Source organism: Paenibacillus sp. F024, from assembly GCF_057814255.1.
This window is the reverse complement of record NZ_JBVASZ010000006.1, coordinates 1-19,817: the sequence shown is the minus strand read 5'-3', so window position 1 is coordinate 19,817 and position 19,817 is coordinate 1. Positions and strand designations below refer to the sequence as shown.

Annotated in this window: 23 protein-coding genes; 4 read left to right on the top strand and 19 right to left on the bottom strand. The window is 51.6% G+C overall.

Features of this window, described 5'->3' with window-relative positions:
- Nucleotides 1-21 precede the first annotated feature (21 nt).
- The 9 genes from ACZYR9_RS08480 to ACZYR9_RS08440 form a co-directional block, all read right to left on the bottom strand.
- Nucleotides 22-849 (bottom strand): purine-nucleoside phosphorylase, encoded by an 828-nt coding sequence (locus tag ACZYR9_RS08480; protein ID WP_488978037.1) that lies wholly within the window; start codon nt 847-849, stop codon nt 22-24.
- A gap of 21 nt (nt 850-870) precedes the next feature.
- Nucleotides 871-2,046: a phosphopentomutase gene (gene deoB, locus ACZYR9_RS08475; RefSeq protein WP_488978036.1), complete on the bottom strand. Its 1,176-nt coding sequence runs from the start codon at nt 2,044-2,046 to the stop codon at nt 871-873.
- 129 nt (nt 2,047-2,175) lie between these two features.
- Nucleotides 2,176-3,072, bottom strand: a complete 897-nt coding sequence (gene xerD / locus ACZYR9_RS08470) for a site-specific tyrosine recombinase XerD (RefSeq protein WP_488978035.1) — start codon at nt 3,070-3,072, stop codon at nt 2,176-2,178.
- 86 nt (nt 3,073-3,158) lie between these two features.
- On the bottom strand, nt 3,159-3,401 hold the full coding sequence (locus tag ACZYR9_RS08465) for a DUF4227 family protein (RefSeq protein ID WP_488978034.1): 243 nt from the start codon (nt 3,399-3,401) through the stop codon (nt 3,159-3,161).
- Between the two features lie 73 nt (nt 3,402-3,474).
- The gene (gene ald, locus ACZYR9_RS08460) at nt 3,475-4,599 is read right to left on the bottom strand and encodes an alanine dehydrogenase (RefSeq protein WP_488978033.1); all 1,125 of its coding nucleotides are present in this window, start codon (nt 4,597-4,599) and stop codon (nt 3,475-3,477) included.
- Between the two features lie 121 nt (nt 4,600-4,720).
- A complete protein-coding gene (gene fur / locus ACZYR9_RS08455) occupies nt 4,721-5,170 on the bottom strand; it encodes a ferric iron uptake transcriptional regulator (RefSeq protein WP_054817769.1) in 450 nt (149 codons plus the stop codon).
- A gap of 241 nt (nt 5,171-5,411) precedes the next feature.
- Nucleotides 5,412-6,059, bottom strand: a complete 648-nt coding sequence (spoIIM, locus tag ACZYR9_RS08450) for a stage II sporulation protein M (RefSeq protein WP_488978032.1) — start codon at nt 6,057-6,059, stop codon at nt 5,412-5,414.
- 61 nt (nt 6,060-6,120) lie between these two features.
- On the bottom strand, nt 6,121-7,302 hold the full coding sequence (locus tag ACZYR9_RS08445; RefSeq protein ID WP_488978031.1) for an endonuclease Q family protein: 1,182 nt from the start codon (nt 7,300-7,302) through the stop codon (nt 6,121-6,123).
- A 1-nt stretch (nt 7,303) separates the two neighbouring features.
- Nucleotides 7,304-7,867 carry an NUDIX hydrolase gene (locus tag ACZYR9_RS08440; RefSeq protein WP_488978030.1) on the bottom strand — a complete coding sequence of 188 codons (564 nt, stop codon included), beginning with the start codon at nt 7,865-7,867 and terminating at the stop codon, nt 7,304-7,306.
- Between the two features lie 138 nt (nt 7,868-8,005).
- Between ACZYR9_RS08440 and mciZ the strand changes: the two genes are divergently transcribed.
- Nucleotides 8,006-8,263 carry a Z-ring formation inhibitor MciZ gene (gene mciZ, locus ACZYR9_RS08435; protein WP_488978029.1) on the top strand — a complete coding sequence of 86 codons (258 nt, stop codon included), beginning with the start codon at nt 8,006-8,008 and terminating at the stop codon, nt 8,261-8,263.
- Here mciZ and ACZYR9_RS08430 read toward each other — a convergent pair.
- Nucleotides 8,157-9,299, bottom strand: coding sequence for a DUF3866 family protein (locus tag ACZYR9_RS08430; protein WP_488978028.1), 1,143 nt, complete (start codon nt 9,297-9,299; stop codon nt 8,157-8,159). The genes mciZ and ACZYR9_RS08430 overlap by 107 nt on opposite strands.
- Nucleotides 9,300-9,391: 92 nt before the next feature.
- Entirely contained in the window at nt 9,392-10,531 is a 1,140-nt protein-coding gene (locus tag ACZYR9_RS08425; protein ID WP_488978027.1) for a M20/M25/M40 family metallo-hydrolase, read from the bottom strand.
- 70 nt (nt 10,532-10,601) lie between these two features.
- Between ACZYR9_RS08425 and prli42 the strand changes: the two genes are divergently transcribed.
- Nucleotides 10,602-10,697 carry a stressosome-associated protein Prli42 gene (gene prli42 / locus ACZYR9_RS08420; protein WP_149917076.1) on the top strand — a complete coding sequence of 32 codons (96 nt, stop codon included), beginning with the start codon at nt 10,602-10,604 and terminating at the stop codon, nt 10,695-10,697.
- A 12-nt stretch (nt 10,698-10,709) separates the two neighbouring features.
- Here prli42 and ACZYR9_RS08415 read toward each other — a convergent pair whose 3' ends face one another.
- The 4 genes from ACZYR9_RS08415 to lpdA all read right to left on the bottom strand — a co-directional run bounded on the left by ACZYR9_RS08415 (nt 10,710) and on the right by lpdA (nt 15,674).
- Nucleotides 10,710-12,065, bottom strand: a complete 1,356-nt coding sequence (locus tag ACZYR9_RS08415) for a dihydrolipoamide acetyltransferase family protein (protein ID WP_488978026.1) — start codon at nt 12,063-12,065, stop codon at nt 10,710-10,712.
- A gap of 75 nt (nt 12,066-12,140) precedes the next feature.
- A complete protein-coding gene (locus ACZYR9_RS08410; protein ID WP_488978025.1) occupies nt 12,141-13,121 on the bottom strand; it encodes an alpha-ketoacid dehydrogenase subunit beta in 981 nt (326 codons plus the stop codon).
- A 3-nt stretch (nt 13,122-13,124) separates the two neighbouring features.
- Nucleotides 13,125-14,135, bottom strand: coding sequence for a thiamine pyrophosphate-dependent dehydrogenase E1 component subunit alpha (locus ACZYR9_RS08405; RefSeq protein WP_488978024.1), 1,011 nt, complete (start codon nt 14,133-14,135; stop codon nt 13,125-13,127).
- A 117-nt stretch (nt 14,136-14,252) separates the two neighbouring features.
- The gene (gene lpdA, locus ACZYR9_RS08400; RefSeq protein ID WP_488978023.1) at nt 14,253-15,674 is read right to left on the bottom strand and encodes a dihydrolipoyl dehydrogenase; all 1,422 of its coding nucleotides are present in this window, start codon (nt 15,672-15,674) and stop codon (nt 14,253-14,255) included.
- 151 nt (nt 15,675-15,825) lie between these two features.
- Here lpdA and ACZYR9_RS08395 point away from each other — a divergent pair, with 151 nt between their 5' ends.
- Nucleotides 15,826-16,095 (top strand): DUF2627 domain-containing protein, encoded by a 270-nt coding sequence (locus ACZYR9_RS08395; protein WP_488978022.1) that lies wholly within the window; start codon nt 15,826-15,828, stop codon nt 16,093-16,095.
- Nucleotides 16,096-16,125: 30 nt separating this feature from the next.
- Here the strand turns inward: ACZYR9_RS08395 and ACZYR9_RS08390 are convergent, their stop codons facing one another.
- The 4 genes from ACZYR9_RS08390 to ACZYR9_RS08375 are packed head-to-tail and all read right to left on the bottom strand — an operon-like array spanning nt 16,126 to nt 19,178.
- Nucleotides 16,126-16,989, bottom strand: a complete 864-nt coding sequence (locus ACZYR9_RS08390) for a hypothetical protein (RefSeq protein WP_488978021.1) — start codon at nt 16,987-16,989, stop codon at nt 16,126-16,128.
- Nucleotides 16,983-17,687 (bottom strand): glycosyltransferase family 2 protein, encoded by a 705-nt coding sequence (locus tag ACZYR9_RS08385; protein WP_488978020.1) that lies wholly within the window; start codon nt 17,685-17,687, stop codon nt 16,983-16,985. The genes ACZYR9_RS08390 and ACZYR9_RS08385 overlap by 7 nt, the downstream gene beginning before the upstream one ends.
- A 23-nt stretch (nt 17,688-17,710) precedes the next feature.
- Nucleotides 17,711-18,781, bottom strand: coding sequence for a putative cytokinetic ring protein SteA (steA, locus tag ACZYR9_RS08380; RefSeq protein ID WP_488978019.1), 1,071 nt, complete (start codon nt 18,779-18,781; stop codon nt 17,711-17,713).
- A gap of 40 nt (nt 18,782-18,821) precedes the next feature.
- The gene (locus tag ACZYR9_RS08375; RefSeq protein ID WP_488978018.1) at nt 18,822-19,178 is read right to left on the bottom strand and encodes a carboxymuconolactone decarboxylase family protein; all 357 of its coding nucleotides are present in this window, start codon (nt 19,176-19,178) and stop codon (nt 18,822-18,824) included.
- A gap of 294 nt (nt 19,179-19,472) precedes the next feature.
- Here ACZYR9_RS08375 and ACZYR9_RS08370 point away from each other — a divergent pair, with 294 nt between their 5' ends.
- Nucleotides 19,473-19,658: a DUF2524 domain-containing protein gene (locus tag ACZYR9_RS08370; RefSeq protein ID WP_488978017.1), complete on the top strand. Its 186-nt coding sequence runs from the start codon at nt 19,473-19,475 to the stop codon at nt 19,656-19,658.
- Nucleotides 19,659-19,817 lie beyond the last annotated feature (159 nt).

The window sequence follows — 19,817 nt, the reverse complement described above, 5'->3', positions numbered from 1 at the left end:
TTGTCAGACGCAGATCGAACGCTAAAGGCGCGGAATAATACCTACAATAAGCTTCAAAAAGGTTTGCTTTACCCGTTCTGTCGTCTCCATTACTTCCTGGTGGGACAAGGGCTGATCCAGAATGCCTGCCGCCATATTGCTGATGCAGGAGAAGCCAAGCACCTCAATGCCTGCATGGCGGGCGACCAGCACTTCGGCGACCGTAGACATGCCCACAGCGTCAGCGCCGAGCGTACGCATCATCCGGATTTCAGCAGGTGTTTCATAGGATGGTCCCAACAGACCGATATACACGCCTTCTTGAAGCTTCTGTCCTTGTTCAGCGGCCACCGTCTTGGCTATTTCGCGCAAACGGCGGCTGTATGCTTCGGACATATCCGGAAAACGGACACCAAGCTCGCTAGGATTGGGACCAATCAGCGGATTGCGGAACGTAAAGTTGATATGATCCTTAATCAGCATTAAATCCCCCACCTCATAGGTGGTGTTTATTCCTCCGGCCGCATTGGTAACGAGCAGTATTTTAACGCCCAGCGCCTTCATGACCCGTACGGGAAATGATACCGTCTCGACACCATAGCCTTCATACATGTGAAAGCGGCCTTTCATCAATAGGACATGGCGTCCGTCAACCGTACCCAGCAGCAGTTCGCCGGCATGTCCTTCCACAGTAGACACAGGAAAATGGGGAATTTCCTCATAAGGAATGACTACGGCATCCTCCACGAGATCGGCAAGCACACCCAGTCCGGAGCCGAGCACCAAGCCAATTTCAGGCTCAACCGGATATTTGCCGCGGATAAATGCGGCAGCCTCTTGAATATTTTGCAGTAACGGGTATTGCTCCATGAACCACCAGCTCCTTGTCGTTTATTGTAGCTCTCCTAGAAAGCTTGTCCCATTTTTCACTGCGGCCAGGTCAAAGTTATCGGCAACCGTTGCGGCGATATCTGCAAACGTATGACGGACGCCAAGTGATCCTGTCATTTGAAAAGCCGGGTTGTACACCAGCAGCGGAACATATTCCCGGGTATGATCTGTTCCGTGATGAACCGGATCGTTCCCGTGGTCCGCGGTCAAAATAAGCAAATCATCCTGTCCAATCCGCTCCATCAGCTTCGGCAGCCATAGGTCGAATTCGTTCAAGGCCCTTGCATATCCTTCCGGATCTCTCCGGTGCCCGTACAGGGAGTCAAAATCGACCAGATTTGTAAACAGGAGGCCTTCAAAGGGATGGGACAGCTTGTCTATCGTCTTGTGAATACCATCCAGATTGCTCTTGGTGGGATTCGATTCCGTAACCCCTTCCCCGGAAAAAATATCGTTAATTTTGCCTACGGAGATCGAGTTATATCCCGCATCCTTGAGCAGATTCATAACGGTTGGCGCAGGAGGCTTGACGGCATAATCATGCCGGTTCGGCGTCCGCGTGAAGGCGCCGGGCTTCCCAATGTATGGACGAGCGATGATACGGCCTACGGCGTAGGGCTCATCCAGCGTCAGGCGCCTGGCAATTTCACACCCGCGATACAGCTCCGCAAGCGGTATAACTTCTTCATGCGCCGCAAGCTGCAGCACACTGTCCGCCGAAGTGTAAAGGATCCATGCTCCGGTCTCCATCTGTTGGGCACCAAGCTCCTCCAGAATCTCCGTGCCGGAGGCCGCTTTGTTGCCGATGACCTTGCGGCCGGTTTCTTTCTCAAAACGTTCGATCAGCTCTGCCGGAAAACCGTCAGGAAACACATTGAACGGGGTCTCCACCTTTAATCCCATGATTTCCCAATGACCGGTCATGGTATCTTTACCAACCGATACTTCGGCCATCTTTCCATAATATCCCTGCGGCTTTTCTATCGGCGGAATTCCTTGCAAAGGCGCAATATTTCCCAGCCCCAACCGCTGCATGTGGGGCAATCTTAGCGTTGGCACCCGCTCCGCGATATGCCCTAGGGTATGAGAACCGATATCTCCAAAACGCGCCGCATCGGGAAGCTCGCCGATGCCTACGCTATCCAGTACAATGACTGCTATACGTTTGTATTTCAAACCATACCCCGCCTCTCTGCTTCAGATGACAAGCTTATGGATATTATCGCAAACCGGATTGGCTTTTGCAAAAGCCTCCGAATGAAACAACCCGTCTTCCGTTCACACGAAAGGCGGGCGAATCAGCCGTTATTTGATTCCGGCTCTAGGATGGGTGCGATTGTAGACATCTTTCATTTTGCCGCGGCCCACCTGGGTGTAAATTTGCGTAGTGGAAATATCGGCATGGCCGAGCATTTCTTGAACAGAACGCAGGTCAGCCCCGTTCTCCAGCAGATGTGCGGCGAACGAATGACGAAGCGTATGCGGTGTGATTTCCATCCGGATATCCGATTCCACAGCATAACGTTTAATGATTTTCCAAAATCCCTGCCTCGTCATGCGCGTTCCCAAATGATTGATAAACAGCGCTTCTTCAGCCTTTGACTTTTTCAGCAGTTTTGGTCGCATGGTTTCGATATATTCATGTACATATTGAGAAGCGATGCCCCCCAACGGAACGACTCTTTCCTTATTCTTGCCCACACAGCGAATAAAACCGACCGTCAGGTTGACGCTGTCCACATCAAGCGAGATAAGCTCCGATACCCGGATTCCCGTAGCGTACAGCACCTCCAGCATCGCTTTATCGCGCATCCCGTTGGGCGCTGACGTCAACGGCGATTCCAGCAGCCTCTCCATCTCGGAGACGGTAAGCACCTTGGGTACCCTCTTCTCCAGCTTGGGCGTCTCCATATGCATGGAAGGATCATGCTCCATCCTCCGCTCTTTTACCATGTACTGATAAAACGCACGGATCGATACCATATTCCGGGAAAGCGTTGCCGCAGCCCGCCCGAGCTGTTTTAGCTTAAGCAGGTAAGCCGAGATGCTCACCTTCCCGCTGTCCCGAAGTGAATGAATGCCCGATTGCTCCAAAAATTCGATGTATTGCGACAAATCGCGCTCATAGGAGTCCAATGTATTTTGGGCTAAGCCTCGTTCTTCAGATAAAAATCGGATAAACGATTTCAAATCGTTTTTCATGAGAGCCTGATCCCCTTTTGTATTGTACAGCGGCAGTCTTAACTACATTCAACAAAAAGGGTTGATTTCCTGCTCGTGCCGGCAATTTATTCACCGATCCAATAAAAAAGTTTCAGCCTTTCTCCCATAGGAATAGACGGAGATATCGACACATGCTCGTTCTGAAATACTTTCACCGCCCCGCCGACCGGCTCTTTGTATTTGGGCATGGGCTCAATAAAACGGGTTACCATCATCAGCAAATGATACATCGCAAAGGTAAACGTCAGAAACAACAGCATAAATCGCATTCGTCCCATCCACTTGCGGATACGAATATGAAAGATCATAGCCTGTACTCTCCCCTTTCTTCTAAAAGACTATGATCCTTCGGACGTGTTTATGTGCGGGTCGTGCAGTTCCTCAGCTGATGGGCAAAAGTGTATCCAGACCGGTATACGGCAGTCCAACGGCCTCCGCGACGGCGCTGTGGGTTACATGGCCCCGATACGTATTCACACCGTGCTTTAATGGCGGGTTACCGTACAGCGCCCGGGTGACTCCCTTGCCGGCAAGCTCCAGAGCATACGTGATCGTCACATTGGTTAAAGCAAGTGTAGAGGTTCGGGGCACAGCCCCGGGCATATTCGCTACGGCGTAATGAATAACACCGTGCTTCTCGTATGTAGGCTGGCCGTGCGTTGTCACCCGGTCCACCGTGGCAATCGAACCCCCTTGATCGACGGCCACATCGACAATGACGGCTCCCGGTTTCATCTGTTTGACCATCTCTTCTGTGACCAGCTTCGGCGCTTTCGCCCCCGGGATCAGCACCGCGCCGATCAACAGATCCGCTTTCTGTACCGCATTGGCAATATTGTACGGATTGGACATCAGTGTACGGATCCTTCCAAGGAACACATCGTCAAGATAACGAAGCCTGTCGGCGCTTCTTTCGATCACAACGACATTGGCGCCAAGTCCCAGCGCCATTTTGGCCGCGTTGGTTCCGACGATTCCGCCGCCCAGTATAATCACGTCCGCAGGGGGTACCCCCGGAACACCTCCCAGAAGAATGCCGCGACCTCCGTAAAATTGCTCCAGGAATTGAGCCCCGACCTGAACCGACATCCGTCCGGCCACTTCGCTCATAGGTGTCAGAAGCGGAAGACTGCCGTTGGGTATTTGAATGGTTTCATAAGCGATCGCCGTCATCTTACTGCGCACCAACGCTTCGGTCAGCAGCTGTTCGGCTGCCAAGTGCAGATACGTAAAGAGCGTTAACCCTTCTCGAAAATAAGCGAATTCCTGAGGCAGCGGTTCCTTCACCTTCATGATCATTTCCGACTTGGCCCATACTTCAGCCGCTTGTGAGATCAAAACGGCGCCTTCTTTGGCATAGTCCTCATCGGTAAAGCCGCTGCCGGCCCCCGCTCCCGTCTCAACAAGCACCGTATGACCTGCCGCCTTCAGCATCGCGGCCCCGCCGGGAGTCAAAGCCACCCGATTTTCATTGCTCTTGATTTCCTTAGGTATTCCTATGATCATGGGTCATTCTCCTCCCTCATCAAGAAACGTATATATAGGATTTGTCATATTGATGTGAATATGTAAAGTATGCAAAAAACCTTCAGCTTGAAATCGATACAAGCCGAAGGTTTTAGGTTTTTTAGGTTTTGTTCTTATCCCGGCAGCGGTGACAAATGCCTTGGAAATCAAGACGATGGTCGAGGACTTGAAACCGGAACTCCCGCTCCAGCCGCTCCTCCAGCATGCCAAGCCAATCTTCCATGATTTCGTCCACGGCTCCGCACTGCACGCATATTAAATGATGATGATGATGATGAGTACTGTCGTTGCGCAAATCGTACCGAGCTACGCCGTCGCCGAAATTCATTTTCTCGAGCACATGCAGCTCGCTTAACAGCTCCAGTGTTCTGTAAACGGTGGCCAAGCCAATCTCGGGCGCTTTATCCTTTACGAGCATGAAGACGTCTTCCGCACTGAGATGGTCTTCCTCGTTCTCAAGCAGAACCCGGACGGTCGCTTCGCGCTGCGGCGTCAGCTTGTAGCCCTGAGACTGAAGCTGCTGCTTTATTTTTTCGATGCGAGATTCCATGCTTTTCCCCCTAAGGGTTTTGCACAGCAAAACCTTCCTTGTAAGCAATAACGTTGGGCTTTGCACAGCAAAACCTTCCTGTAAGCCGTGACTTTGAGTTTTGCACAGCAAAACCTTTATCTTATGCAGATGCTGTAGGCTTTGTGCTGCAAAACCTTCTTCGTAAGCATTCACTGCAGGCTGCTTATTCTTACATTATAGGAGGTCAAATGCAGGAAAGTCAAACCTTTTAGCCTCCCGGCTAAGAGGGCGGCATCGTAATAAGCATCGGTGTTACCCATTTCATCATCACCGGAGAAACGCGAGCTTCAAACACCGCTACTCCGATCATCATGATGCCGGTAGCGAGAATCGTACCGGAAAGCCGCATAAAAGGCTCGTAAAGCGGTCCTTTTCGGCTGATAAATCGGTTCTTTACGAGGTGAATGGAAAATGATATGGCGGACACACTGCAAATAATCAACAGCGGAATGACGACCAAATTCTGCGGAACGACCGAAACGAGTGCAAACAAAAGTCCTTTCCACGAAAGCGTGCCCACCATATAACCGACCGTAAATCCAATCAGCACACCTTTAAGAAAGTCAAGAATAAGGATAAGCGGCAGCCCGATCACGGATAATCCGAGAAGCCAGATAATCAGCACCCACTTGATGTGCATGCCGAATGACTCCTTTATGGATGCTGAAGTCTCCGTCACCAAACCTCCTTGATTGACAGAGGCGAAAAAATTTCCGAGATACCTTGTAATCTCCTGTTTCTGCTCCAGCGATAGGGCGTTCACCATGACGGCACCAAAGACGACTCCGGTTACGAATATGACACCTACAAAAATATACAGCGACAGATGCTCCTTCATATACTGCTCAAGCGTTCGGTTGCGCAACATGCTGCCATGCCCCCCTTGTCCGATTACTAAAGCTTATGAAGAAGCGCCTTAGGTTATGACTTCAGACCTTCACCTTCCCGTATTTGCCGCCTCCGCCCGTGGTAAGCTGCAGCCTTCCTTCACGTGCAGCCGTCAAATAGCTGGCGATGGTCTCCCCAGCGGCTTCCGCAAGCTCGTCATATGACGACCGGTGCAGCATGTTCATTTCGGTGCCGAAACGGGAGAGCAGCCGAGCCAGCATCTTTGGGCCAAGACCGGGAATATATTCAAGCGGAATCTGGTAATGATACGGCGGCCGATCGGCGGGAATGACGGGCTCGACCCGATCGGCGATATCCATAATACGGTCCATGACTCCGTTCACAAGCTTCATACTACCGCAGTATAGACAGCGCTCTGTGGCAGTAGCATGTTGTTCATCCAATATATGGTTGCAGCTGCCGCAGTAAGTTCGATGGTATTTGCCAAGCCGTGGATTCAAACCGTAGTTCGCGAGCACCTTACGTCCAGCTACCCTAAATAGCGCTTTTCGCAGCTCATCGAAGGTTGGACGCTCCAACGCCAGCTTGTTATATTCACGGCCGATCTTGGGCAAAGAATGCGCATCGGAGTTGGTCAGGAACGTGTAACGGTCCAGCTCGGTGATATACCCGGCCATCACCGAGTCCGCGCTTAACCCCAGCTCTACGGCTGCGACACCGTCCAGATCAAGCAGGTGCTCCATTCGGGTGGAGCAGCTTCCGAATACACTCTTATGGGGCGTGAAAATGTGGGCGGGTACCATCATTCCTCCGCGTTCGATGACCTCCCTTTGCAGTTCACGGGCGGTGACATAAATACGCTGGGAGCTGAGATTAATGTTTTTCATATATTGGCTAAGCCAGTCCGTAAATCGCCGCATGTCGGAAAGCTTAGGCAAATATGCGATGAGGTGAGCCGTTCCCATTCCCGGATCCCGCACCTCGATTTCACAGCCTAAGATGATGGTTGTATGATGATACCGGATGCCTCCGCCGCTTAGCTCCTCCATGTCTCCACGATCCAAATAATACTCCATCTCACGCTGCACTCCGGGAGAATGACAATCAATGATGCCAACAATATCAATGCCTTTGCGCTCTGAGGCTTCCCGCGCAATGTTATAAAACGTCAGGTTTTTCGCTGCGCTGATTTTGACCGCTTCTCCCGCTTCCGTTCGTCCGATATGGATATGAAGATCAGCATAGTAATCCTGAAGCGGCATGTCAGAACTTCCCTGTCAGCTTATAGACCTGCCAGGCATACATCGCCATGATCGTCTTTGCATCGCTGATCCGTCCTTCAGCCGCATACTGCTGCGCTTGCTCCAGCGTTATCGCTTCAACTTCAAGGAACTCGTCCTCGTCAGGTTGAGCCTCCCCTTTCGTCAGGTCCTGAGCTACATACAGGTGAATGATCTCATCGGCAAAGCCTGGCGACGTATAGACTGAGCTCAGAAGGTGAAGCGAACCGCTGGTGTATCCGGTTTCTTCCAGGAGCTCCCGCCGGGCGCAGTGTTCCGGCTTCTCTCCCGGATCTAATTTACCTGCAGGAATTTCAATTTGACTTTTCTCAAGCGGCTTGCGGTATTGCTCCACGACCAGCATCCGATCGTCAGGGGTGATCGCCAGAACCGCCACGGCTCCCGGGTGCTTTATAATTTCGCGGGTCGCCTCGGATCCATTCGGCAGTTTAACGGTATCCACCTGAAGAGAAATAATTTTCCCTTGGAATATAGGCTGAGTAGAGATCGTGACTTCTTCGAATTTTTTATGGGGAATTGAATTCATTATACGTTTCCTTTCTTTACCATTTGGGTATTTTAATAGTAAGACATATGTTTATTATATCATGAAATCAAGACATACTCGCTCTCTCTTGCGCATAAGGTGAACTATATCATCCTATCGAAGCTTGGGGGGAACACTATGAAAACCTATATTAGCCAAGGCCAGCTGCGTCTGGTCGGCAAGGCATGGGAAGTAAGACAATATTTGAAAACGACGTTGGGAGTATTATCGGCCGACCAGCCTTTAACATCATTTTTGAACGTAAACGACTCGGACTTAAAGTACAAGCTTAGCTGTCCTGTACATATAAATATTGCCGATACGCATCCGAGACGGCTCCGCAGACTCCAGCAAAAAACGAAGGGTCTTCAGGTAAACTCCTTCCCATCGAAGTGATCGGTCTTCCGTAGGGCTCAAGCGCTGCCTCCATTTCGTTCATATCGGGAGGCTCCATCCAGCGGACGAGGTGCAGCCGGTCGAGCTCCTGCTGCAGCACCTGCCGTTTCAGCAGCAGGAGCTCTTTGGGTTCCCGAATCAGCGGAAGCGTTAGGCAGCATGGCGCCAGAGCGGCATCGGTTAATGCCGTCAGCGTATGGCGGCTGATACCTATGTGCCTCTCCCTGGGATCCGCAAAGCTGATCCGTGGAATGATAACGGGCTTGCCTTTGAGGGCATGCACCGCATTGATCAACTCGCCGACCTCAATACCGCTGTAGCCGTAAACCGTATTTGTCCCAACGATGCCGGGGCCCATGATGACGATAGCGATGTCGGCCATCAAAACATGTCTTGCCGCAAGCAGCGCCGTAAATTTATTTACGGCTTCAAGATCTCCACCATAGGCATGACCGTACGTAATCGTTCCGGTAAGCCAGCCCAGCTCGCCCAGTCTGGCGGCATGCCGGCTAATGGAGAGCGGCAGCGCTCCGCCGTCGGTCATGATATACGCGATCCTCAACTCCCTGGTCCCCGTTTGCGCTTGGCCGGCAAGGTGTCGCAGCCAGCATACTGCTGCAGGCAGCATGCTATGCAGTTCACCTAACAGTACAGGCATGCCCTCCAGTGTCCTGCGTCCGGCCATTTTCTCATGATGCGGACTATCCGGCTCTTCAACCGCCAGCACTGCCCGCTGCAGCGATGTGTAGCGCAATTTCATAATATGGCCCGGTCCCGTCACTGCAGCTTCCATGAATGGCTTGAGCACCGAATGAACCAAATGATATCCTCCTGTGCCTAATTGAAGGACCTCTGCCGTCGTATTTAACAGCACCGTATCCCCTAGAGACAGCTTGGGAAAGACGGATACATCGTGAATAGCCCTGGCCGTTACCCCATTGGACTGCCGCACCTCCACCAGTTGGACTTGAGCGTTTGATAATGCTCCAAGACCATCTACTGCCGTAACCACACCCTCCATCATGATCAAGCCCATTCGATCACCCCCTACCATACAGCTTACGTGCAAGCATACAAAAAAAAACCACCCGGCATGTTTATGGCATGCGAGTGGCTTTAACGGGAGTTTTATGCTCCTTTAGCGACTTCCTGAATAATGTTTACTACCACTTCGGAAGTTTTCACTAAATCTTTAACGGCAATGCGTTCTTTGGTGGTGTGAATGTCCAGATATCCGATCGCCAGGTTCACGGTCGGGATTCCCATGCCGTTAAACATGTTGGCATCGCTGCCGCCTCCGGAATGGAAGGTGCGCGGGGTGCAGCCGCAGTTGGCGAGCGCCTGCATCGCCAGCTTTACGACCGGCGCTGTTTCGTCATACATATAGGCGGGGTAAATCACTTCGCTTTGGAAATCGAGCTTGGCTCCCATCTCCGCAGCCGCCTGCTCGCACGCTTGGCGCATTTTGTCAACCTGGGCAAGCATTTTTTCCTGAGTAATGCTGCGAGCCTCGGCTTCCAACCGAACCCGCTCCACTACAATATTGGTTGCTCCATCCACACCGCCTTCAAAGCGCCCGATGTTGGCCGTGGTCTCTTTATCGATACGGCCCAGCGGCATTCGGGAGATCGCTTTGCTGGCCACCGTAATGGCACTCACACCGTCCTCAGGATTAACTCCAGCGTGTGCGGAACGGCCCCAAAAGGTGATATTCACCTTGGCCTGCGTAGGAGCGGCAACGGCAATGGCCCCGATGTCGCCGTTGGAATCCAGGGCATAGCCGAAATCCGCATCCATCCATTTGGCATCCATAGCGCGTGAGCCCAGCAAGCCTGATTCTTCCCCGGCCGTAATGACAAATTGAATTTGGCCGTGTTCGATTTGGTTTTCCTTCAGTACACGGATCGCTTCCAGCATTGCAGCCAAGCCCGCTTTATCATCGCTGCCAAGAATGGTCGTCCCGTCGCTGCGTATGTACCCGTCCTCGCCGATGTGCGGTTTAATGCCTTTGCCCGGAGTGACCGTATCCATATGCGAGGTGAAGAAAAGCTTGGCCGCAGCGGACTTGCCCGGCGATGCCGGCAGTGTGCAAATCAGATTGCCCGATCCATGGCCCGTCTTAGCTGCCGTATCGTCCTCTTCCACCTTAAGACCAAGAGCGGAAAATTTCTCTTTTAGCACCCGGCTGATTTCCTGCTCATGGCGCGTTTCACTGTCTACCTGGACAAGCTCAATAAATTCAGCGACCAGTCGGTCCTGCTTTATCATTTGCTTTCCTCCAATCTGCACATGAGTTACAATATTATTATAGTATTCCCTTGAATAGGAGTTGAAACTTGTGCAAAACAAACTTATCTTCAAAATTATCGTTTATGTGATGATCATATCCATGCTATTGTCCACCCTGCTCTTTACAGTAGGGATGCTGCTATAGCTAAAGCAGGCTTTAATACAGCTTGGTATCCTGATTATAAGCCTCCAAATTTTCTTTGACACGCTGCAGGAAGCGTCCGCAGATCACCCCGTCAAGGATTCGGTGATCAAGGGACAAGCATAGATTAACCATGGAACGCACCGCGATCATGTCTTGGATGACAACCGGTTTCTTTACGATGGATTCGAAGGTCAGGATCGCAGCCTGGGGGTAGTTGATGATCGGATAGGAAAGAATCGACCCGAAAGAACCGGTATTATTGACCGTAAACGTACCGCCTTCAAAATCGCTGAGCTCCAGTTTGCCGGCTCTTCCTTTCCTGGTCAAAGCGTCGATTTCCAGGGCAAGGCCGGCAATGTTTTTTTGATCGGCCTTCTTAATAACCGGTGTTACCACAAAATCCTCCGTACCCACGGCAAGGGAAATGTTAATATCCCGTTTGACAATAATTTTATCGACGGCCCAAACCGAGTTCATGATCGGATAATCTTTTATCGCATTGACAACGGCTTTCAGCAGGAAGGCCAAATAAGTCAAATTGATGCCTTCCTTTTTCATGAATTCATCCTTGAGCTTGTTGCGCAGCAAAACCAGATTCGTAACATCCACCTCGATCATTGTCCAGGCATGCGGAATTTCCGTGACGCTTTGACGCATACGGCTCGCTATCGTATTGCGGATCGGGGTCACGTCGATTAAATATTCCCCGCGGCCGCCCACAGATTCTCCTTCCACCTGAATCTTCGGTAAAGGCGGATTCTCCGACAAATGAATACCGGTTGAACGGACAGGCACCTTGGGAGGCTCGGGAACAAATACTCCGGCGGCGGCGGCAGCTGCCCTTGCCTCTCTATTCACCTCATCGGCCGGCAAGGATGACCTTGAGCCGACCGCACGTCCGGAAGCGACCAAGGCCTCGACATCCTTGCGGGTAATACGTCCTCCCAAGCCGGTTCCTTTTACATCGGCAAGGGATATTCCGTGTTCCGCCGCCAGCTTCAGCACGGCAGGAGAATATCGCCCGCTCATCCCCGCATCCTTGTCCTGCGCTGCCGGACGCGACGTGCCGCCCGGCTGTGCCGGTTCATTTCCCGCGACGCTTCCGGCATTTTTTTGCGGCTCCTCAATGATGCAAATCGCTTCTCCAACAGCAGCCGTTGCCCCGTCTTCCACCAAAAGCCGAACAAGCCTGCCTTCGATAGGCGAAGGCATCTCTACCGTTACCTTGTCCGTAATAAGCTCGCAAAGCACATCGTACTGCTCTATGTAATCCCCAGGCTGCTTAAGCCATTTGCCGATCGTTGCCGACACCAGACTTTCAGCCAAATGGGGAACCGTAACCTCTGTCCCTTTCATATTCTCCTTCATGCTGCATAACCTCCTATGAAAACGCCGGCCTGAAGGCCGGCTAAATTCGCCAGCTTCAAAGGACACGCGTCCTGCCTAGAACAAAGCCAGCTTCCGCATGGCCTCCATGATTTTATCCGTGTTCAGGAGGAAGAACTTTTCCATCGGCGGATTCATCCCTACAGCCGGCACATCGGGTGCGCACAACCGAACGATCGGCGCATCAAGCTCAAACAGAAGCTCTTCAGCAATGATCGCGGATACCTCCGCACCGACCCCGCCGGTTTTATTGTCTTCATGAATAATTAACACCTTACCGGTCTTGCTTGCTGCATTCAGAATCGCTTCTTTATCAAGCGGCTGAAGGGTTCGCAGATCCAGTATATGCGCACTGATGCCTTCTTTGGCCAGTTCTTCCGCTGCTCTTAGCGCATATTGCACGGTTAGTCCGTAGGAAATCACCGTGATATCCGTGCCTTCCCTTTTCACATCGGCTTTGCCGATCGGTACGATATAATCGTCTTCCGGCACTTCCCCTGTGACTCCCAAATAGCATTTTTTATGCTCGAAATAGAGGACCGGGTCGGCGTCACGGATTGCCGCTTTGAGCAGGCCTTTGGCGTCATATGGATTTGACGGTGCGACGATCTTCAAGCCGGGAATGCCAAAAAACACCGATTCCGGACATTGAGAATGGTAAAGGGCGCCGCCCCCTGTCGCTCCGTATGGTGCACGTATGACGATCGGACAATTCCAATCATTGTTAGACCGGTAGCGAATCAGGGCCGCTTCACTGATAATCTGGTTTGTGGCAGGGAACATAAAGTCTGCATATTGCATCTCGGCTACAGGCTTCATGCCGTACATCGCCGCACCGATCGCTACTCCAGCAATGGATGATTCCGCAAGCGGCGTATCCATCACGCGTTCTTCGCCGAACTGGTCGCGCAATCCTTTGGTCGCATTCATGACGCCGCCCTTGCCGACATCCTCGCCGAGAACAAATACGTCCTCATCCCGTTCCATTTCTTCCTTCATTGCCGTACGAATCGCTTCCAAATACGTAATGACAGCCACGATTTATTCCTCCCCTGGTTCGGCATAAACATGCCGCAGCGTATCTTCCGGTTTGGGAAACGGCGCTTGCTCGGCATAATTCGTCGCCTCGATCAGCTCCGCTTTGATTTGCTCCGCCAGCTCTGCCTCCTGAGCTTCACTCCATACGCCGCATTCGATCAAATATTTCCGGAATCCAAGGAGACCGTCTTTAACACGATTTTCTTCCACTTCCTCCTTGGTCCGGTAAAGCAAATCGTTATCGGAGGTTGAATGCGGCGGGATGCGGTACATGTCCGCTTCAATCAATGTCGGCCCTTCACCGCGCAGTGCGCGCTCACGCGCTTCCTTGACCACGCGGTACACCTCCAACGGATCACGGCCGTCCACTTTGATACCGGGAAATCCGTAGCCGATGGCCCTTTCCGCTATGCTTCCGGCTGTCTGCTTGTGAAGCGGGGTTGAAATGGCATATTGATTGTTCTCGCACATGAAAATGACAGGCAGCTTATGTACCCCTGCAAAATTGCAGCCTTCATGGAAATCTCCCTGGTTGCTGGAGCCGTCGCCGAAAGTGACGAACGAGACGAAGTTCTGACGCTTCATCTTTGAGGCCAATGCAAAGCCTACCGCATGCGGTACCTGTGTCGTTACCGGACTGGACCCCGTTACGATATTCAGCTTCTTATGGCTGAAATGTCCCGGCATTTGCCGCCCGCCGCTGTTCGGATCCTCCGCCTTTGCGAAGACCGACAGCATCAGCTCCCTGAGCGTCATTCCGATGGTCAGGACGAACCCGTAATCGCGATAGTACGGGAGGAAATAGTCTTTTTGCTTTTGCAGCGCGAAAGCCGCAGCCACCTGGGCCGTCTCCTGGCCGATGCCGGATACGTGGAACGCGATTTTCCCGGAGCGCTGCAAAACAAACCCTCTCTCGTCGAACATTCGGGCCTTCAGCATATATGTGTACATCTCAATGACTTGATCGTCGGTTAAACCAAGCTGTCGATGTCTGGTTAATTGTCCGATGGACATGGGGCGGACGCCTCCTTAACATTTATCACCTTATTTTATTACCAGGTGCTAGTACTTGACACTATATATATTATAAACCGTTTGGATTATGAACACAATTTCTATCATCGAATTTCATTAAACAACAATAGCCTTCCCGTCTACTGCCAGCATCGCATCACCCAAAATTTCGGACAACGTCGGATGCGGATGAATGGTCTGCCCCACTTCCCAAGGCGTTGCTTCGAGAAGCTGAGCCAACGCCGCCTCAGAGATCAGGTCGGTTACATGAGGGCCAATCATGTGAACACCCAGTATATCATTGGTTGCAGAATCGGCAATCACCTTTACAAAGCCGTCGCTTTCTCCGTAGACAAGCGCTTTTCCGAGAGCCTTAAAGTGTACCTTGGAGGTCTTGATTTGATGACCGCGTTCCTTCGCCTGCTGCTCGGTCAGTCCGACGCTTGCCGTTTCAGGACGTGAATAGACACAGCGCGCAACCTGGTGCGGAGCATAATGATGCACGGATTGTCCGCAAATATGCTCAGCGGCGGCAATCCCTTCGTGACCTGCCGCATGAGCCAGCTGCAGACCGCCGATGCAGTCACCCACCGCATAGATGTGCAGCTCCGACGTCTGCATCCTATCGTTGACTCGAATATAACCGCCTTCTACTTTCACATCGGTATTGTCCAGGCCGATGCCTTCGACGTTGGCCTGACGGCCGACGCAAACAAGCGCGATCTCCGCTTCCAGCACATGCTGAGCATCCTTATGCTCAACGGCAAGCTGTACGCCCGAATCGCCCTTCTTCAGTGTATCGACGAGAACTTTAGCCCCGGTTCTGACGGTTACTCCCCGTTTCTTAAGCAGACGCTCGAGCTCGCGCGATACCTCCTCATCTTCTCCAGGGAGAAGCCTTGGCGCGTATTCCACAACCGTTACCTGAACGCCGAAATCACAGAGCATCGACGCCCATTCCACACCGATGACTCCTCCGCCGATAATCAATGCCGATGCCGGAAGCTTCTCCAGGCGGAGCGCATCGTCACTATTCAGCACACGAACCCCATCGGTCTCCAAACCAGGGAGGCTTCGCGGGCGCGAGCCTGTAGCGATGATCAGCTTCTCCGGTACAAGTGTAAGGATTTCCCCGTCCTCCTGCTCCACCGACACACTGCCGCTCCGCGGCGAAAAAATAGATGGGCCTATGATTCTCCCCATTCCGGAAAATACGGTAATTTTATTTTTTTTCATTAAATACTGAAGTCCGTTATGCAGCTGTTCTACGATGGCATTCTTGCGTGATGCTACTTTACCGAAATCGACCCGGACGTCATCCGTCTCAATTCCGAATCGCTCACTTTCCTTGATCATAGCGTAGACTTCCGCGCTCCTCAGAAGCGCCTTGCTCGGGATGCAGCCACGGTGAAGACAGGTTCCACCAAGTTTCTCACGTTCGACGATGGCCACACTCTTTCCAAGCTGGGCAGCGCGAATCGCTGCCGAATAACCGCCAATGCCTCCGCCGAGGACCACAATATCAAAAGCATGCGTCATTTGATTTCCCTCCGAAACTATGATTCTTCTATTTTAACCATATTCGGCTGAAGAAATATAGTCCAAATTGTGAAAAGGAATGAATTGTTGTTCAAATTGTGGTAACGTTATTTAGTAGAAGAGTTTTGCTGGAAAAAAGAAGGAGCCGCACATGAAAGTCACCTTATTCCGATTTATTGCCATGCTGATGTTGGTCATTCCGGGCCTGATGGCTACCTATGGATTTCTTGCCATGAAGGATGCTTGGTTCGCTCAATTCGATCAAACGGCTGCCGACCCGGGAATTCTCTGGGGTAAGATGATTCTCGGGCTGATTTTGTTCGGAACGGGAGTCGCCTTTATCGGAGGATGGATTTTTTTCCGTGATCGAAAGCATAATTACGTCGCCCCGCGATTCCGGGAAAAACGTAAAAAGGGATAACCTTACGAGGCTATCCCTTTTGTGTTGCTGTTATACCCGTCCCCGACCGGCGCCGTCGAGCCAGCGCAGAAAGCGATTTGCCTCAATCAAGGCGCTTAGGGAGCGGCGCCAAGTCAATATATGCAATGCGATCAGCACACCAAGAGCCGCTAATTGAAACCGCTCCGGCGTTAGCCTTACCATGCCGATGCCAAGCGCAAAGCCGAGCAGATTGGCCCCGGTATCTCCAAGCATAACCTGTCCCCTCAAATCCAGCGGAGCCAGCAGCAGCGCACCGACAAGAACCGGTGTCAGACTATGCCACAGCTGCTCCCACGCCCCCGCCGCAGCAGCGGCTGCCGTGAAAAAACCGCTCCACCCGATTATTCCCATCGCAAAGAAAAACATTTTCAATGCTCTGCCCGGGCGGACATCAAATAAATTTACAGCGTTCGTTGCAAGCAGCACAAGCAGGAGCTGATGCGGCAGGCTCCACAAGCTGATTGGGTTCGGAAGCAAAAGCATGAGACCTGCCAGAAATGCTGCTGCGGCCTTCAAGATGCCGGTCGTGATGCTGCGCTTTTGCTTCCACTCCATCCAATGGCCTCTAATGCCTTTGATATGCTTATCTCCCTTCACATCATCCAGAAAACCGGCAAAGCATATCACACTTAAAGAGATGACCCATACCGCATCTGGATACCTGGAGCCGATTAAGCGGCATATGACAGAATAGACGAGAAGAAGAAGCCAGATGAATAATCCCCCTGACGTAGGAATCGTGTGCCCTTTATAGCTGCGCTCGGTAATTCCGTGCTCCTGCAGAAACCGTAAACTGATGGGCAAAAGCCAACGCCCAAAAATAAACAAGAGCGCACCGGACAGAATCCATTCCAAATTCGAAAGGGTCAGCATAGCGGTTTCCTCCAGCATTGCCATAACGTCAGACTGACGGCAATGAATTGTTTGCCCCTGTGCATAAAGCCGTTCCAATCTCTTCCTGTCTCCCTGTGGCGAAAAGGCACTGCGGGCTCCATGACACGATAACCGAGCTTGACGGCATCCACCAGCATACCTACCTCCACCCCAAAGCCCTTGTAGCTCCGACCGCTGCGCTTCAAGACTTCCGCCCTTACCGCACGCTGACCCGAAAGCGGAGCTCGCGATGAATAGCCGCTTAATGCTTTCACGCCGCGCGCTGCAAGCTCTTTCACCAATCCGAAGCCTGCCGGTTTCTTGATCTGCGGAAGATGGGCAACCGTCAAATCCGCCTGATCCTGGAGTAACGGCTCCAGCAAAAGCGGAAAGCAGGCTGCGGTTTCGCCCAGATCGGCATCCAAAAAAACCAAAATTTCTCCTTCAGCCGCACGGAATCCTGCTGATATCGCAGCCGCCTTTCCCCGGTTTACGGGGAATCCGATCACCAGGTCCGCCCAAACACAAGCGGCCGCACTGCTGTTATCATCGCTTCCGTCATCAATAACAATGAGCTGAAACTTCAGCCGGGACCCCGCCCCCTCTATCATAGTTATGGCCTGTTTCACCGCCTTCAACGTTGCAGGAAGATACTCCGCTTCGTTCCAAACGGGAATAATGACGGATACCAGTGTCATCACATGGGCCCCTTCCTTGTGGTCTAAAGCAAAGATCGGACAAAAGCATGCCAAGCCCGTCTGATTTTAAACGGTTTTATCGTCTCATTCGCCGGGTAAAGCCGGCTGAATCCCCTCGCATCAATCAGCCTGCTGCCGACCTTCATACGCACGAGCCAAGTACTTGCCATACCTTTACGGCCTTTCTCAAGAAAATCCTGCATATGGCTGTGCAGCCCGACGGTTACGATTTGCTCACAGCCCCCGTCGTAGGCCAGAAGCAGGGCAGCATCCTCACTGGTTCCGCCGCTCGGCAAAAGCGTTCCGGACAATTGAAGCCTATGTAATCGTTCCAAGCCCGGAGCTGCTCCGTTGATGTAGCTATGTACAATGAGCTCGGCTCCAGAGCATAAAGCCCGGTCTGTTACGCTGTCCATATCCCCTATAATCAGCTGAGGAACGTATCCGAAATCAAGCAAGGCATCAGCACCGCCATCCACACCGATGAGCACCGGGTCCTCACGCTGGATATAGGCTTGCAAAGCGGCCAAGTCCTCCTTGTATCCGCTTCCCCTAACGACAATAAGCACAGGCTTGCCTTCCAGCTTTGTTCGGATCGGCGGGCGGGCGAGCGGGCTGATCAGCCATTCCTTTTCTTGATTCGCATACCGGAGCGTATTGTCAATAAATTCACGGAGCTGAAAGGACTCTGTCTTCCGGGCGGCACGATATGCCTCCAACCATATGTGTCTGGTGAAGCTTTGACAAGGAATGCGGATATGGCCGAGATCGATGCCGTACTCGGTTATGATGACCTCAGAGCTTCCGCTTAACAGCTCAAACCAAGCCGGAGCCGTTTCAAAAAGCGGCAGCCCTTCGTCCAAAAGCAGTAATGCCGCCCGGTTGGCAAAGGTACCGGTAACGGTCTTGCCCGCATTTATCACCGCTTTAACATTTGCGGCCAATAACCCCCGTACAGCCAACTCGTCCAAATCGTCGTGCGCGATAACGGCTATGCTCCCTGGACGAATTCTCTGCAGCAGCTGTTTCGTGCTTCGGTCCGCTTCCACCTTGCCTTTGATGGGCCAACGTTCCGTTGTACGATTCCATCTCATTTTTACCATCACCCGTATCCAGTCTGAATTATTAAAAGGATTATTGCCTTCCATGAAGGAGCGATTGTAACGCCTGCTGCACCCGGGTCGCTCCTTGGGATAGCGCATGACCGCTTCCCACCGCAGCCGCCACAGCCGTAGTTTCCGCAATCTCCTGTTCGGATGCCCCCAACGAGAGCGCTTCTTGAACATGATATAAGGTACATACTTCATTATTGGCAAACAAGCTGATTCCAAGCGCAACTAATTGCTTCTGCTTGGCATCTAGAGCTCCGGGACTGAAGCACTCTCCGGTAAAATGATGATATGCATCCACCATCGAAGGCATCTTTTCCTGCATGTGACCCAAACCTAATTTATAAGAATCCACCTTGCTGTGGATTTCCGTTTGCTGCATAGCATGAAGCCTCCTTCATCATTTCCTTTAAAGTTCCCTATACAGCTTTCAAGTATGCATAAAAAACACTCTTTTCAAAAAAATTATCGGCTACGCTGAAATCCGAATTCCATTTTTATACAAAAATCAAGGAATGTCTTATGCTATAATGAGTTTCATCCCAATGAATCCACATTAAAGTTTTGTCAGAATCCAAGATTCTTATCCTGTAATTTCCTTATCCCTGACATCATACTTGTCTGCAGGCCCCCCCATACTAACAAAGAACTCATTTGAATGATGGAGGTGTTCTTTGTGGACGATAATCTGGAGAGCCGTTATGATTGCTCCAATTCCGGACAAGACCTGTATGAGCTGCAAAATGACCTTGATGCCTTGTTATCTTCGCTGGACCCCGCAATAAAGGAGACGGAAGAACGAATTCACCGACTGGAAAACCAAATTCACTTTATCAAAAACAAATGCGGAATCCGTCCATAAAGCATAAAAAAATAAGGGCCATCATCGGCCCTTCAGATCGTTGAGAAAAGTGGTTTTTTTTGCTTCTGAATTCAAAAGATACGTGACGAGAGGACGTATTTAAATATTCTTTCGTCCTCTGAAACATCAATCGCCCTCTACTTTGCCTTCTTGGCCAGG

Excerpts from the sequence above, each read along its gene's own strand:
- ACZYR9_RS08480 (WP_488978037.1), bottom strand. The coding sequence starts at position 849 with ATGGAGCAATACCCGTTACTGCAAAATATTCAAGAGGCTGCCGCATTT.
- xerD (WP_488978035.1), bottom strand. The coding sequence starts at position 3,072 with ATGAAAAACGATTTGAAATCGTTTATCCGATTTTTATCTGAAGAACGA.
- ACZYR9_RS08465 (WP_488978034.1), bottom strand. The coding sequence starts at position 3,401 with ATGATCTTTCATATTCGTATCCGCAAGTGGATGGGACGAATGCGATTT.
- ald (WP_488978033.1), bottom strand. The coding sequence starts at position 4,599 with ATGATCATAGGAATACCTAAGGAAATCAAGAGCAATGAAAATCGGGTG.
- fur (WP_054817769.1), bottom strand. The coding sequence starts at position 5,170 with ATGGAATCTCGCATCGAAAAAATAAAGCAGCAGCTTCAGTCTCAGGGC.
- spoIIM (WP_488978032.1), bottom strand. The coding sequence starts at position 6,059 with ATGTTGCGCAACCGAACGCTTGAGCAGTATATGAAGGAGCATCTGTCG.
- ACZYR9_RS08445 (WP_488978031.1), bottom strand. The coding sequence starts at position 7,302 with ATGCCGCTTCAGGATTACTATGCTGATCTTCATATCCATATCGGACGA.
- ACZYR9_RS08440 (WP_488978030.1), bottom strand. The coding sequence starts at position 7,867 with ATGAATTCAATTCCCCATAAAAAATTCGAAGAAGTCACGATCTCTACT.
- mciZ (WP_488978029.1), top strand. The coding sequence starts at position 8,006 with ATGAAAACCTATATTAGCCAAGGCCAGCTGCGTCTGGTCGGCAAGGCA.
- ACZYR9_RS08430 (WP_488978028.1), bottom strand. The coding sequence starts at position 9,299 with ATGGGCTTGATCATGATGGAGGGTGTGGTTACGGCAGTAGATGGTCTT.
- ACZYR9_RS08425 (WP_488978027.1), bottom strand. The coding sequence starts at position 10,531 with ATGATAAAGCAGGACCGACTGGTCGCTGAATTTATTGAGCTTGTCCAG.
- ACZYR9_RS08415 (WP_488978026.1), bottom strand. The coding sequence starts at position 12,065 with ATGAAGGAGAATATGAAAGGGACAGAGGTTACGGTTCCCCATTTGGCT.
- ACZYR9_RS08405 (WP_488978024.1), bottom strand. The coding sequence starts at position 14,135 with ATGTCCATCGGACAATTAACCAGACATCGACAGCTTGGTTTAACCGAC.
- lpdA (WP_488978023.1), bottom strand. The coding sequence starts at position 15,674 with ATGACGCATGCTTTTGATATTGTGGTCCTCGGCGGAGGCATTGGCGGT.
- ACZYR9_RS08395 (WP_488978022.1), top strand. The coding sequence starts at position 15,826 with ATGAAAGTCACCTTATTCCGATTTATTGCCATGCTGATGTTGGTCATT.
- ACZYR9_RS08390 (WP_488978021.1), bottom strand. The coding sequence starts at position 16,989 with ATGCTGACCCTTTCGAATTTGGAATGGATTCTGTCCGGTGCGCTCTTG.
- ACZYR9_RS08385 (WP_488978020.1), bottom strand. The coding sequence starts at position 17,687 with ATGACACTGGTATCCGTCATTATTCCCGTTTGGAACGAAGCGGAGTAT.
- steA (WP_488978019.1), bottom strand. The coding sequence starts at position 18,781 with ATGAGATGGAATCGTACAACGGAACGTTGGCCCATCAAAGGCAAGGTG.
- ACZYR9_RS08375 (WP_488978018.1), bottom strand. The coding sequence starts at position 19,178 with ATGCAGCAAACGGAAATCCACAGCAAGGTGGATTCTTATAAATTAGGT.